Origin of the sequence: Methylophilus sp. QUAN, assembly GCF_015354445.1 — a bacterium.
Classification (GTDB): domain Bacteria; phylum Pseudomonadota; class Gammaproteobacteria; order Burkholderiales; family Methylophilaceae; genus Methylophilus.
On record NZ_JADKYT010000003.1, the window covers coordinates 195,135 to 207,955 of the forward strand.

Below are 12,821 nucleotides of genomic sequence, written 5' to 3' on the forward strand. Positions count from 1 at the left end.
AATGCGGCCGTGCGCAACGGCATCGGCCCATCAATGCAGCCCAATCAAGTGATTTCGCCGCGCACAAACCATGTCAAAAAAGATGAAAAACAGACTTCTGCCAGCGCAGATTTTTTGTGGTAGATTTTAAAAAAGCCATCAGAATGACCTGCGATATGTCACTCGTAAGTATGAAATTTAGATGGTATGCTAGTTCTAAAAGTGTTTGTGTTGATCGATGTAAAAATGCAGTAGTGACGATTGGCCCCGCATAAAAAGTGCACAACTCACGTGCCCAAATAAGCTAATCAAACTACTGGCAAGTAATTGATAGTGGCCGTAATTTAACCGGGGGCAACCACATGAGCATTCACAATTTACCCGCAACAAAAGTCAGCGCCGACGATGACATATCGATTCGCCACGTCAACGCCAACATCATCCTCGACTGGTTACACGCAGGCGTGACTGACATCCACCTCGGCGGCCGCGCCAGCCTGTTTTACGGCATTATTTTCGCGGCCACTGGCGTCATCATTCATGCAGTGTTTGCTGAAAATTACTGGTTATTGGCCGGGTCAACCACCGGCTTCTTTTTGCTTGGCCCCTTTTTGGCGATGGGCCTGTACGACCTCAGCCGACGCCTGGAATCCGGTGAGCCACCCGCCTTACGCCCGACGCTAACAGCCTGGATGCCCAACCTGCTTAACGTGATGCTATTCACTGTGTTACTGGTGTTTGTGTTTCTAGCCTGGGCACGCCTGTCCATGAGCATCTTTGCGCATTACTTTAGCGGTGCATTGCCAACCTTTGCTGACGTAGTCATCAACGTATTCACGTTTAAACAGCCTACATTTCTATTCGTCTATTTTTCTGCTGGCGCCGTGTTTGCCGCGTTTATTTTCAGCATCAGCGTCATCGCCATGCCCCTCATGCTAGACCGCAACGCCAGCGCCTGGACCGCCGCCATCACCAGCCTGCGCACCTGCGCCCACAATCCGGTGCCTATGCTGCTATGGGCATTTTGTATTGTCGTCCTCGTGGGATTTGGCCTGGCAACCAACTTTCTAGGTCTGATTTTGACCATGCCAGTGGTTGGACATGCTAGTTGGCATGTATATCGAGATCTTATCGCTATTAAGAATTAGCTCTCGCCTAGTAACAGGCAGCTCAAACGCAACCGCGGAACCACATGAAACAAGGCCCAGATGAAAGTCTAGGCCTTTGAATTCTTTACACTTTGAGTCTTTTCCGCATTGTCTTTAGAGCACTACAATTGCTCTAACAATACTCTTCTCAACACATTCACTTTACTGGATAACAGCCTTAGCTTTTAAACGAGCCTGAGCCCTCGCACACTTCTTAATTAGTTCGATAGCTGCCGTAGCTTGCTCTCCTTCGATCAACTCTCTTTTAATCACATCCGTCAGCAACAGATTCTTTAAGAAATCATCCTCAATTTTTGAAGTCGGACTTAATTTCTTGAGTTCTTTTTTGATGGTTAATAGCACAGCCTCTGTAGTCAGCAATGCGCCAATTGAATATTTGCTTGTCGCTTGCTGTTGTTGATAGAAGGCAGTCATGCTGGACTGAGTAAATCCTTCGCGGCTTAGGTTACCAAAGCACTCAATTAGCTGTGTATTTTTTGCTGTGGTTTGAAGAAGATCAACTTCAAAGATTAATGATTTATCAATCGGCTTATCAAAGTGAATTTTGTAAAACTGCCAGACAGCACCATTGGTTAATACCACCCACTCAATACCGTGGTTCGCTCCGTAATCAATAGCTTGTTTAACATGGTTTTCTTTTAGATCAATATTGATAGCTTTGACTTCAACTAAAAACCTAACATCATCCCCAACCTTAACAGCCAAATCAACATAGGTACCGCGTATTGCAAACTCAGTTGTAATTTCCAGATATTTTTTATAACCAAGCAGCTCAGCAAGCATGTCAGCAAGGATCACGACGGTATCTGATTCGCTGATGTCGCGATTTTTGGCATCCGCCAGGATAGTTTGGTAACGCTTCAGGTTTAGTGTTAAACGCTCAACTACTTTCTTTGGTAGTGCCATACATCTCCCCTTGCTGAAACTAATTATGAATAGTGAGTCCTGCCTTTTTTAAATACCTTATGTCACAAGTGAACAGATACCGGCTATTTAACGGGTATCTAGAAAGCTACTATAAGTTGTTTAGTGGCAGTGATAACCGCCGGTTTTCCTGTCGTGGTGACAACCGTTCTTGTCGGTACCTCCCGAGTGAGCGTAGCAATCTATAGAAGAAATAAAAATGACAGCTAACAAAAGATATCGCATTCGCCTCCCCCTCCAACCTGAATAAAATTATTTTTCTAATAAAACATATTGATTTTCATGTAGCTTACTTTGCAAATACAAGTTTATCAATACTGATAGAAGAGGGTAAGTTTTGTTACCGCCTAAGCGCTCCCTGTAAATCTGGGAGGCATAAAGCGACGGTATGATATGGAAAAAGGCCTAGATTTTCATCTAAGCCTTTAGAATTTATTCTGTTTTGAGTCTTTTCGGTACTATTTAAAGTACTTTTTGGTGCCGGGAGCCGGAATCGAACCGGCACGCCTTGCGGCGCTGGATTTTGAGTCCAGTGCGTCTACCAGTTCCGCCATCCCGGCATGGGATATAATGTTGGACATCTCAAAGACAGCTATTATAACCATAATTTTGATTTATGAAAACTCTAGATTTCGATTTTTATCTTCCCGCACACTTAATTGCACAACATCCTCTACCCAACCGTTCAGAAAGTCGCCTGCTGGAAGTCAATGCGATAGAGCAAACTATACAGGACAGTTATTTCCGCCAGATTGCCGACCACTTTGAGGCGGGCGATGTGTTAGTGCTCAATGACACCAAAGTCATCAAAGCCAGACTGTTTGGGCAAAAAGCCACCGGCGGCCAGATTGAGGTGATGATAGACCGCGTACTGTCTGAACAAGAGGCTTATGCGCAAATCAAGTCTTCACGATCGCCCAAAGCGGGCAGTTTGTTGCATTTGTCGGGCGACTATCAGGCTGAGGTGTTAGGCAGGCAGGCCGATATGTTTCATATCCGCCTGCTGGGCAATGAGTCATGGTATGACTTTCTGGAACAATATGGCCAGTTGCCATTGCCGCCTTACATTGAGCACAAGGCGGATGCCGCAGATGACACCCGTTACCAAACCGTGTTTGCCAAGCATGCGGGGGCGGTGGCGGCACCGACAGCTGGACTGCACTTTGATGAAGCCTTGTTACAGGCGCTCATCAACAAAGGCGTGCATGTGCGCTACGTGACGCTGCATGTGGGCGCGGGTACTTTCCAGCCAGTGAAAGTCGACAATATTGCCGAGCATCATATGCATAGCGAGGTTTATCATTTGCCTGAGGAAACGATTAGTACGATTCTCAACGCACGCGCCAATGGCAAACGCGTTACGGCAGTCGGCACTACTTCGCTACGCACACTGGAGAGTGCGGCGCATGTGGGTAAGCTATTTGCACATCATGGTGACACCAATATTTTTATTACGCCTGGGTTTGAGTTCAAGCTGGTGGATAGATTAATCACTAACTTTCACCTGCCGAAAAGCACTTTGATGATGCTGGTATCCGCATTTGGCGGCTATGATTTGATGCGCAAGGCTTATGCGCATGCGATTGACCAGTCTTATCGCTTTTTCAGTTATGGTGATGCCATGCTGATTACGCGCGTGCCGTCAGCAAAATCTTAAACTTGCACGTTAAAATAGAGTCTATCAATCACCAATAAAAACAGGATGACGGAGATATGCAATTCCCCCAAAAAACGTTGAGCGCACTGGCACTCTCTTGCCTGACGCTCACCGCCCATGCTGAGATTCTGCCTGAGGCAGAAGTCGGCGTAAAAATCCCGTTGGTCAAAAAGCCAACCACACGTCCAATGTCAGTGGCCTACCTGCCCAGCAATCAACACTATTACATTGCCGATGGTGGCCTGGCCCCGATGGGCAGTGAGTTCGAGGCGCCAATTTCAAAGTCTGAGGTGCATGCGTTTACGGCAGACGGCAGCTATGTCAACTCGGCAAAACCTGGCTATGACAATCGCTCTCTGTACTACAACCCGAATTCCGGCAAGCTGGAAACCATTACCTATAATATTTCCAGCGCGGTAGGTTTTTCACCCAACACTGGCATTTATAGCCTGGATGTTGGCGACAAAGGCGAGTTATTAGGCACCTCGGGCGATGTGGCGCAGTTTAACCCTGCCTTTGGCGATGCGGGCACCATGCCCAGCTACGACCCGGCCAGCAAGCATTATTATGCCAAGCAGGACAGAGGCAACCTGGTATTTGTCGTCGATGCCAAGCAACGTGAAAAACTGCAGGAAATCAAACTCGATTTCGCCAAAGCCCAAGTGGCGCACGACGATGTCAGTGATCATTACATTGCCTTTACAGGCGTGGCTGGCAATGAGCTAGCCTTGCTGGATGTCGATCACAAAGCCGTATTGATTTTTGACTTGAATGGTCAGTTTGTCGGCAGAAGTGCGCTGCCTGCCACCATGAAGTTACGTTCACAAAATCACTTCAACGGCTTGGGCTATACCAACGGCATGATGTTTATCTACCACGAGCCAGAAGGTGAGTTTGGCACCTACTATGGCTTTAAAGTGGTCAAATAGGTTTGAACGACAATAATAAAAAACCGCGCCTAGGCGCGGTTTTTTATTATCTGTTTTATTCGGTTATTGACTGGCAACATTCAGCTTGGGTGTATCTAAAGCAGGTGCATAATGCCAGTGATTACGCCAGGCACCCACCACCAGATTCGGATATTCAGGTTTGCCAAGGCTGCCGTTATAACGTCCCAGCGCGCGGTAATAATCACCACGTTCAATGTCCAGATAATGCCGCAATATCGTACAGCCATAGCGCAGATTTAAGCGCATATCAAACAGGTTATGTTCGTTGGTGCCTATCGACTTCACCCAGAATGGCATCACCTGCATATAACCGCGGGCGCCCACACTGGACACCGCATATTTTTTAAAGCCGCTTTCGACTTGAATCAGGCCTAATACCAACTGCGGATCCAAACCGGCACGCGTGGCCTCATAATGGACCGACTTGAGGAAGTCTTCGCGGTATTGTGCGTCGGGGATACGCTTGGTCAGGCGCGCAGACATTTCTTGCAACCAGAGTTGCGCCGCTTGCTCGGAGTCAAACAATAAGCGCGGCGCGGCCAGGTCGCTGACAGACTTTTGCATCAGCGCCTTGACGCTATTGGCCAGTGGCACCTCTTGCTGATTGCCAGCCATGGTCGGGGCTGACCATGCACACAGGCCAATCAGCACACACACAAAAGAGAAAAAGAATACTTTTTTCATCCCGTCCATTCTAAGCAATATGCACGCGCCAGAAGCGCAAAACAGAGGGATGAACGCCCTCTAATTACTGACCAAGTTTGTCACGCAAAAACACCACGCATTCAGACACTGGCAAGTTTTGTGCCTCCGCGTCAGTACGGCCTTTGTATTCTACTTTGCCTTCAGCCAAACCACGGTCACCAATCACCACACGGTGCGGAATACCCATGAGATCGCTTTCGGCAAACATCACACCCGGACGCTCGCCACGATCATCCAGCAACACATCCACGCCTGCTTGCTGCAATTGAGCGTAAAGGTCAAACGCCGCCTGTTTCACGGCCTCGCTCTTATCGAGGCCAATCGGGCAAATCACCACGGCAAATGGCGCCATGCTCAGTGGGAAAACAATGCCTTTTTCGTCATTGCCCTGCTCAATCGCCGCGCCCACAATACGTGACACGCCGATGCCATAACAGCCCATTTCCATCACTTGCGTCTGACCATTTTCGTCCAGATACGTCGCCTGCATGGCTTCGGAATATTTGGTGCGCAACTGGAAAATATGGCCCACTTCAATCCCGCGGCACAAATCCAAGGTGCCTTTTCCGTCCGGGCTGGCATCACCAGTCACCACGTTGCGGATATCAGCCACCACGGCTGGCTCTGGCAAGTCGCGGCCAAAATTGACACCTGCCAGATGGAATTTAGGCTTATTGGCGCCACAAACAAAGTCACTCATTAGGGCAACGGTTCTATCTGCCACCACGCGCACGTTGGCGTTGACGCCGACCGGGCCAATAAAGCCAGGTGGGCAGCTCAGGTTAGCGCGAATTTCTTCTTCGGTCGCCAGGCGGAAATCGTTCACGCCATCAATCTTGCCAAATTTCACTTCATTCAGTTGATGGTCGCCACGCAACAGGGCCAGCGTAAATACGTCATCCACCATCAGCGCAACAGATTTAACGGTTTTGCTCACAGGCACATCCAGCAACTTGGCGACGTCTTCGCAGCTCGTTTGCTTAGGCGTATCGACCTCGCGCATACTTTCGCTGGCGGCTGCCCTGCTACCGGTAGCAACCGCCTCGGCCAACTCGACGTTGGCAGCGTAGTCAGACTGCTCGCAATACGCCAGCGCATCCTCACCGCTGTCTGCCAGCACGTGAAACTCTTGTGAACCATCGCCACCAATCGCGCCAGAGTCGGCCTTCACTGCACGGAACTTCAAGCCTAGGCGCGTAAATACATTGCTGTAAGCCGTGTGCATGCTGTTGTAAGTATTTGCCAGACAGTCTGCACTGGTATGGAAAGAGTAGGCATCTTTCATCAAAAACTCGCGCGCGCGCATCACACCAAAACGTGGGCGGATTTCGTCGCGGAACTTGGTCTGGATCTGGTAGAAATTCAACGGCAACTGCTTGTAGCTGCTGATTTCCTTGCGCGCGATGTCAGTAATCACTTCTTCGTGGGTTGGGCCAAAGCAGAAATCACGCTCATGACGGTCCTGGATTTTCAGCATTTGTGGACCAAACACCGCCCAGCGACCGGTTTCTTCCCACAACTCTTTTGGCTGTACCGCTGGCATCAACAGCTCTAATGCGCCAGCCTTATTCATCTCATCACGCACAATATTTTCAACCTTGCGCAATACACGCAAACCCAACGGCATCCAGCTATACAAGCCACTGCCAAGCTTTTTGATCAACCCGGCACGCACCATGAGTTTATGACTGATGAGTTCAGCGTCCGATGGAGCTTCTTTCTGGGTGGCGATGAAAAATTGTGAGGCGCGCATAAGAATAACTTTTAATTAAAATCCAAAAGCGGGATTTTAGCCTTATTCGCTGACGGCGTCACTCGCGCCTAGTCCGTGGCGAGCTCTTTTTGCTGTGGACGTTGCAGGATAGGACTGTCGGTAGGGATATACCCCTCTTTCCAGGTCGCCATGGGTAAGATGGTGGCCGGAAAGCCGTTATCGTAGAACCAGCTATCGACGGCGTATTCGGCCTTGGTGGCTTGTTCACGGATGGCGGCCGTACTATGTGGCCAGCCGGTAAAAAAGAACTTACGGGTGCGGGTATCCAGAATCTCGTGAAAGCGGATCAAACCGGCCTGTTGCATCAGGCGCATATAGGTCGTGCTATTGATGGCTTCGTCGTTGCAGTCTTGCTGATGCAGGTAGTCACTATTGTTGAAGGTGCCCGCGCGGTCAGCGGCAGTGCCGATCTTGGTGCCCACCATGTCTTCGAGCGCACCGATTGCCTTTGAAATCGCCTCACGCTCTGCCTCTGCATTGGCTGGCAGCGGCGAGAATATCTGCACGACATTGTCCCACTCTGCCTCAGTCAGTTGCAAGATGTCGGACTGTACACAGCCTCCGCCCTGGCAAATCTCAAATGCAGTCAGCACAGGCTTGGTGTGGTAAATACGGTAGATATCATTCAGGTCAGCGTGTGCTGGCGTGCCCACAAACAGGCACACAAACAAGAAGCTGAGTACACGCGCGCTAGAGAATGAGGACGCGGTTGGAGAGTTCGTTACGAGGCACGGCCTCGGGCGGAAAATGTGTTGCCAGTTGCTCGCCAATCGCTTGTATGCCATGCACCACACCTGCTTCAAACTGCCCACTTCTGAACATCCCTTCCATGTGCTGGCAGATTTGTTGCCAGCCTGCGTCTCCGACGTGCCGGTGTATGCCACGGTCGGCCACGATTTCAACATCGTGGTCAGCTAGCAGCAGGTAAATCAACACGCCATTATTATGCTCGGTATCCCAGATATTGAAATGACCAAACAAATTGATCGCGCGTTGCCGCGGTTTCAAGCCTCGAAGGATAGCATACGCAGGTAAGCCAGATTCAATCACGACGCGAATTTCACCTGCGTGGTGACGCTCACTTTGCGCAATCGCTTGCTCTATGTGGCCGAGTGCCTGGTGAGAGAACAACGCGTCCACATGCCTTAGATGACTCCAGGCATGCTTTAACCAGCGTTTTAAAGGATGTGTCGGTTTCATAATATGTGTTACCAATCCCCGGAGGCACCGCCGCCGCCAAAGTCACCACCACCGCCACTGAAGATATCCGGGCCGCGGCTGCCGCCGGAATAGCCGCCCAAACCACCGGGATAACCGCCGTAGCCTGAACCGCCCCCGCGCCCGCCCATGGCCAGCGTGAACACAAAGGCCGCCAAGCCGATCAGCCCCATAATCAAGGCTGTCGCGCCTAACCAGCCCGCCAAGCCACCCAACAAACCGCCGGTCACCAGGCTACCAGGAAAATCGCCCAGCATGCCCTTAAAGATGGCACCGCCAATAATCGCCGCAAACATTAAAATAGGCAGCATGCTCATCCAGTCATCCGCATGCGCCTGACGCGCTTGTTTGGTGGGGGCTGGCAACTGCTCGCCTTGAATCAATTTAATCAAGGTATCTGTCGCCAGATTCAAACCCTGGTAAAACTGGCCTTGTTTAAACGCGGGCGTCATTTGCTCACTGATAATACGCTTGGCAATGGCATCGGGGATCGCGCCTTCCAACCCGTAACCCACTTCGATGCGCATTTTCCTGTCGTTTTTAGCGACGATAATAATGACGCCATCATCCTCTTTGTCACGGCCGACTTTCCAGGCGTCGGCCAACCGGATACCAAACTGTGCGATTTCTTCTGGCTGGGTAGTGGGCAACAACAATACGGCCACTTGCGAGCCAGCCTGTTGCGAAAACTGGCTGAGCTTTTGGTTGAGCGCCGCCTGCTCCTCAGCAGACAAGGTCTGCGTCAAATCCGTCACCGCAGTTTGCAGTGGTGGAATATCGACCAGGCCATCGGCTGCCTGGCTGGATGCAATGCCAAACAGCAAGCACCCGGCAAGCAATAAAGATTTCCAGCGAACAGCCATGGTTAGCGATTACTTGCTATCACCAAAATCCACTTTAGGCGCAGATGAAATCGCTTTTTCGTTTTCAACCGAGAATGAAGGCTTAGGCTGGTAACCAAACATCATGGCAGTTAAATTATTGGGGAAACTACGCACCGCCACGTTGTATTGTTTGACTGACTCAATATAACGGTTACGTGCCACAGTCACACGGTTTTCAGTACCTTCGAGCTGCGCCTGCAAATCGCGGAAGCTGGCATCGGCCTTGAGGTTAGGGTAGTTTTCAGATACAACCATCAAACGTGACAAGGCGCTGGTCAACTGGCCTTGTGCCGCCTGAAACTTGGCAAATGCATCCGGGTCATTGAGCAACTCAGGCGTCACTTGCATGCTGCCCACTTTGGCACGCGCCTCGGTCACTTCGGTCAGCACTTTTTCTTCGTGGCTGGCATAGCCTTTCACTGTAGACACCAGGTTAGGCACCAAATCTGCACGGCGCTGATACTGGTTTAACACTTCAGACCAGTTGGCCTTGGTTTCTTCATCCAGACTTTGAAACTGGTTATAGCCGCAGCCAGAAAGGCTTAAAGTCGCTACCAGCAACAACATGTTTAATAATCGACGCATGTCAGACTCCAGTCAAAAAACATTAAATTCAAACAAAAACCTTATTCACCTGCTAGATGCGGGCTAGGCCAGATTTCTTCAAGCCGCCACTTCCGCATATTTCGCCAGCAACAAACACAGATCCTGCCAGACTTCCCGCTTTAACAAAGAATTTTCCAGCATAGCCTGCGGGTGATGGGTAACCACCACCTGCCTATCGCCATCAGTGAGTATTTTGCCGCGAACGGCAGCGATTTCAAGATGATCTGCCGCCAAAAACCGGTTAGCCGCATCCAGCCCAAACAGCACACAAAAACGGCTGTCTACCTGCGCCGAGACTAATTGTTGCTGATACAGCGTCACCACTTCCAGTGGCAGTTGCAAGGCACGCAAAATATTTTGCAGCAACTGCTGGCTCTGCGCATCCTCGGTCTGCGAGCAATAAAGCAGCCATGGCGTTTGCACCAGCAGCTCGACGGCGACTTCAGGCGGCTCATTCACCTCTGGCAAAGGCGCCTGTGGCGCCTGTTCAAATTCAATAGAGACTGGCACTTCCAGCTCAACCACTTCAGGCGTCACAGCCTCGACAACCGGCTCAGCAACCACCTCTACAGCGACCTCAGCCACCAACGGAGTCGCCACTGCTTCAACAACAGTTGCCGCCTGCAAGCTTGTAGGCGCAGGTACGCGCGCACGCCAAACTGGCAGCAACTCTAATTCACGCAACATATCTTCGCGGTTAAGACTCACCTGGCACTCCCGTTCACAAGGCCAACCCCATTAAGACGGCATCTTCACGACCGCTGTTGGTTGGATAATAATTGCGGCGAATACCCATCTCACAAAATCCCATGGACTCATATAAGGCAATTGCTTTGGTATTGCTGATGCGCACCTCGAGGAACATATTGGCCGCCTGATGGCGTTGTGAAACCGTGATCATATGCGCCAGCAAGATACGCCCCAGGCCCTGCCCCTGAAACGGCTTGGCCACACTGACATTCAGCAGGTGCGCTTCGTCCAGTACCATCATCACCAGGCCGTAACCCACAATCTCCCCGGCAATCTCCATCACCCAGGCGCTGTAGCCTGCATTCAGCGAATCGTTGAAATTCCCCAGCGTCCAGGGGTGACTGTAAATCGTCGGTTCAATGCGGCTAATCGCGGCCAGATCGTCATAAGACATCGGGCGGAATGTCACGTGATGTTGGGGCAAGGCGCTCATATCGCTTACAGCGTTTGTCCTTGCGCACGCTCGGCCGCAGTCAACGCCACACGGTTACGCACATACAATGGAGCAGCTTGCTGCGCAGCTTGCGTCTGTCCTGCAGCAACCAAAGGCTGAGCCAACGCCAACATGACGCTGGCCATAGGCATCACCTCGGGTAAGACACTGACAAGCTGCCCGGCATACTTTTCAGACAATGCCTGCTCAAAGACGCGCCAACCAGATCCTGCACCTACCCAGCCTGCGCCCTCAACCACAGGGACATCGTGCGGCTTGCACACTACAGGCGGCAATACCTCCAGCCAGCCATTCGCCTGCCGAACAAGTGCGGCGTGATAAACCTCGCCCATACGCGCATCCAGGCAAACCAGCACTTTCTCCGCCTGCGATGCCTGCCAGGCAGTCTCGGCCACCGCCTGCACTGAGCTAATGCCCACCACGGGTAAGTTAGCGCCAAAGGCCAAACCCTGCGCCACCCCCACGGCGACGCGCACCCCGGTAAAAGCGCCCGGGCCAGTACCATAAACGAGACCATCCAACGCAGACAACTTCACACCCGCGGCAGCCAGCAGGCGCTGGATTTCCGGCAAGATGCGCTGTGACGCCGCCGGGCCGGTGACTTCATCAAACGTGCTGAGCCCGGCCTCGGTTTGCAAGGCAAGCGATAGAGTTTCGGTGGAAGATTCGAGTGCGAGTAATTTCATCATAGAGGGCGCCAAGCCGCTATTTTGCCATAAGGAAGGCCCCTCATGCAGCGATTACTTGCGATCTCCCAACCTTGAACCAACACCCCCACCGTGATAATATTAATAATAATCAATCTCATTATCAAATTGATTGTTATTATTTAAAAAATATTCTATGGAGAGGTTCATGTATCGTCACTTATTCGCCACACTGGCATTTATCGCAACCATGGGGTTCACCGGGCAAGCTGCCGCGCTGACCACCCCTTACACAGAAACATTCATCGACGGTCTTTCCGGCTGGACCACTGGTGCCAACCCTAACCAGATCGTCGCAAGCGGCGGTGCTGATGGTGGCTCCTACCTGAGCACCACTGCCAGCCCAACCGCCAGCGCATTTGGCGCAGTCTCCGTACTGTTCCGTTGCGAGAGCGCAGCATGCAGCGATGGCGCCTTTCAGGGAGACTGGCGCGATGATTTGGTCTTAAGCTGGTATTTCCGTCACGATGCCGATATCGCACTGCAAGCCTATGCCCGCATTGCCGCCCCAAGCAACAACCCTGGCGCGAGCGCCATCGTCTCCACCTGGGTACAACCAAACACCTGGACACGCATTGACCTGGTCATTGATCCATCCAACCCGGCATTCACCAGCTTCTCAGGCCAATCATTTGATGCGGTATTTGATGAGGTAGGTCGCGTTCAGCTTGGCATCAGCCTGCCAGCGGGCTTTAGTGGCAGCAACCTGCATTTTGACCTGGACTCAGTGAGTATTTCTACCGTACCAGAGCCAGAGTCTTATGCATTGATGGCAGCAGGCTTATTGTTGATGGGTGTTGTGAGCCGTCGTAAGCAAAAATAATCATTAGCGCGACTTGAAAAGGCGTTGCAACAGCGAATATGCTGCTGTGACGCCTTTTTGTTTATTGAGGTGTGAGTAAGGTTATTGTTTGAATGTGACGCTAGTGGTTTGTCGCGATTCGTTTCGCCTCTCGGCGAGTCACTTTCTGGTGCTTGTCCCCCAGAAAGTAACCAAAGAGGAAGACACCCAGCCATCACGGCCTAAAGGCTCCCTTGCGTTGC

15 protein-coding genes and 1 tRNA gene are annotated in these 12,821 nt (G+C 51.2%); 4 read left to right on the top strand and 12 right to left on the bottom strand.

The window, feature by feature from the left end:
- Positions 1-341 precede the first annotated feature (341 nt).
- Positions 342-1,127: a DUF2189 domain-containing protein gene (locus tag INP79_RS13305; RefSeq protein WP_194754742.1), complete on the top strand. Its 786-nt coding sequence runs from the start codon at positions 342-344 to the stop codon at positions 1,125-1,127.
- Positions 1,128-1,289: 162 nt separating this feature from the next.
- Here INP79_RS13305 and INP79_RS13310 read toward each other — a convergent pair whose 3' ends face one another.
- The 3 genes from INP79_RS13310 to INP79_RS13320 all read right to left on the bottom strand — a co-directional run bounded on the left by INP79_RS13310 (position 1,290) and on the right by INP79_RS13320 (position 2,632).
- Entirely contained in the window at positions 1,290-2,054 is a 765-nt protein-coding gene (locus tag INP79_RS13310; RefSeq protein ID WP_194741488.1) for a type I restriction enzyme HsdR N-terminal domain-containing protein, read from the bottom strand.
- 120 nt (positions 2,055-2,174) lie between these two features.
- A complete protein-coding gene (locus INP79_RS15605) occupies positions 2,175-2,297 on the bottom strand; it encodes a YHYH domain-containing protein (protein WP_194754743.1) in 123 nt (40 codons plus the stop codon).
- Positions 2,298-2,547: 250 nt separating this feature from the next.
- A tRNA-Leu gene (locus tag INP79_RS13320) sits at positions 2,548-2,632 on the bottom strand.
- A 56-nt stretch (positions 2,633-2,688) separates the two neighbouring features.
- Here INP79_RS13320 and queA point away from each other — a divergent pair.
- Positions 2,689-3,729, top strand: coding sequence for a tRNA preQ1(34) S-adenosylmethionine ribosyltransferase-isomerase QueA (queA, locus tag INP79_RS13325; protein WP_194754744.1), 1,041 nt, complete (start codon positions 2,689-2,691; stop codon positions 3,727-3,729).
- A 56-nt stretch (positions 3,730-3,785) separates the two neighbouring features.
- Positions 3,786-4,658, top strand: a complete 873-nt coding sequence (locus tag INP79_RS13330; RefSeq protein WP_194754745.1) for a hypothetical protein — start codon at positions 3,786-3,788, stop codon at positions 4,656-4,658.
- A 63-nt stretch (positions 4,659-4,721) separates the two neighbouring features.
- Here the strand turns inward: INP79_RS13330 and INP79_RS13335 are convergent, their stop codons facing one another.
- The 9 genes from INP79_RS13335 to tsaB form a co-directional block, all read right to left on the bottom strand.
- Entirely contained in the window at positions 4,722-5,363 is a 642-nt protein-coding gene (locus INP79_RS13335) for a lytic transglycosylase domain-containing protein (RefSeq protein WP_194754746.1), read from the bottom strand.
- Positions 5,364-5,427: 64 nt separating this feature from the next.
- Positions 5,428-7,137, bottom strand: coding sequence for a proline--tRNA ligase (locus INP79_RS13340; RefSeq protein WP_194754747.1), 1,710 nt, complete (start codon positions 7,135-7,137; stop codon positions 5,428-5,430).
- Positions 7,138-7,205: 68 nt separating this feature from the next.
- Positions 7,206-7,823 (bottom strand): hypothetical protein, encoded by a 618-nt coding sequence (locus INP79_RS13345; protein WP_370583273.1) that lies wholly within the window; start codon positions 7,821-7,823, stop codon positions 7,206-7,208.
- Between the two features lie 25 nt (positions 7,824-7,848).
- The gene (locus INP79_RS13350) at positions 7,849-8,358 is read right to left on the bottom strand and encodes a TPM domain-containing protein (protein WP_194754748.1); all 510 of its coding nucleotides are present in this window, start codon (positions 8,356-8,358) and stop codon (positions 7,849-7,851) included.
- Between the two features lie 8 nt (positions 8,359-8,366).
- Positions 8,367-9,239 (bottom strand): YgcG family protein, encoded by an 873-nt coding sequence (locus INP79_RS13355; protein WP_194754749.1) that lies wholly within the window; start codon positions 9,237-9,239, stop codon positions 8,367-8,369.
- Positions 9,240-9,248: 9 nt separating this feature from the next.
- The gene (locus tag INP79_RS13360; RefSeq protein WP_194754750.1) at positions 9,249-9,845 is read right to left on the bottom strand and encodes a LemA family protein; all 597 of its coding nucleotides are present in this window, start codon (positions 9,843-9,845) and stop codon (positions 9,249-9,251) included.
- Positions 9,846-9,923: 78 nt separating this feature from the next.
- The gene (locus INP79_RS13365; RefSeq protein WP_370583275.1) at positions 9,924-10,574 is read right to left on the bottom strand and encodes a hypothetical protein; all 651 of its coding nucleotides are present in this window, start codon (positions 10,572-10,574) and stop codon (positions 9,924-9,926) included.
- Positions 10,575-10,587: 13 nt separating this feature from the next.
- On the bottom strand, positions 10,588-11,049 hold the full coding sequence (gene rimI, locus INP79_RS13370; protein WP_228520006.1) for a ribosomal protein S18-alanine N-acetyltransferase: 462 nt from the start codon (positions 11,047-11,049) through the stop codon (positions 10,588-10,590).
- 5 nt (positions 11,050-11,054) lie between these two features.
- Positions 11,055-11,756 (bottom strand): tRNA (adenosine(37)-N6)-threonylcarbamoyltransferase complex dimerization subunit type 1 TsaB, encoded by a 702-nt coding sequence (gene tsaB, locus INP79_RS13375; protein WP_194755064.1) that lies wholly within the window; start codon positions 11,754-11,756, stop codon positions 11,055-11,057.
- A gap of 169 nt (positions 11,757-11,925) precedes the next feature.
- Between tsaB and INP79_RS13380 the strand changes: the two genes are divergently transcribed.
- Positions 11,926-12,600 (top strand): PEP-CTERM sorting domain-containing protein, encoded by a 675-nt coding sequence (locus INP79_RS13380; RefSeq protein WP_194754751.1) that lies wholly within the window; start codon positions 11,926-11,928, stop codon positions 12,598-12,600.
- Positions 12,601-12,821 lie beyond the last annotated feature (221 nt).

What these genes read in the sequence shown, in the direction of transcription:
- INP79_RS13305 (WP_194754742.1), top strand. Translation starts at nt 342, where the DNA reads ATGAGCATTCACAATTTACCCGCAACAAAAGTCAGCGCCGACGATGAC.
- INP79_RS13310 (WP_194741488.1), bottom strand. Translation starts at nt 2,054, where the DNA reads ATGGCACTACCAAAGAAAGTAGTTGAGCGTTTAACACTAAACCTGAAG.
- INP79_RS15605 (WP_194754743.1), bottom strand. Translation starts at nt 2,297, where the DNA reads ATGCGATATCTTTTGTTAGCTGTCATTTTTATTTCTTCTATAGATTGC.
- queA (WP_194754744.1), top strand. Translation starts at nt 2,689, where the DNA reads ATGAAAACTCTAGATTTCGATTTTTATCTTCCCGCACACTTAATTGCA.
- INP79_RS13330 (WP_194754745.1), top strand. Translation starts at nt 3,786, where the DNA reads ATGCAATTCCCCCAAAAAACGTTGAGCGCACTGGCACTCTCTTGCCTG.
- INP79_RS13335 (WP_194754746.1), bottom strand. Translation starts at nt 5,363, where the DNA reads ATGAAAAAAGTATTCTTTTTCTCTTTTGTGTGTGTGCTGATTGGCCTG.
- INP79_RS13340 (WP_194754747.1), bottom strand. Translation starts at nt 7,137, where the DNA reads ATGCGCGCCTCACAATTTTTCATCGCCACCCAGAAAGAAGCTCCATCG.
- INP79_RS13350 (WP_194754748.1), bottom strand. Translation starts at nt 8,358, where the DNA reads ATGAAACCGACACATCCTTTAAAACGCTGGTTAAAGCATGCCTGGAGT.
- INP79_RS13355 (WP_194754749.1), bottom strand. Translation starts at nt 9,239, where the DNA reads ATGGCTGTTCGCTGGAAATCTTTATTGCTTGCCGGGTGCTTGCTGTTT.
- INP79_RS13360 (WP_194754750.1), bottom strand. Translation starts at nt 9,845, where the DNA reads ATGCGTCGATTATTAAACATGTTGTTGCTGGTAGCGACTTTAAGCCTT.
- rimI (WP_228520006.1), bottom strand. Translation starts at nt 11,049, where the DNA reads ATGAGCGCCTTGCCCCAACATCACGTGACATTCCGCCCGATGTCTTAT.
- tsaB (WP_194755064.1), bottom strand. Translation starts at nt 11,756, where the DNA reads ATGAAATTACTCGCACTCGAATCTTCCACCGAAACTCTATCGCTTGCC.
- INP79_RS13380 (WP_194754751.1), top strand. Translation starts at nt 11,926, where the DNA reads ATGTATCGTCACTTATTCGCCACACTGGCATTTATCGCAACCATGGGG.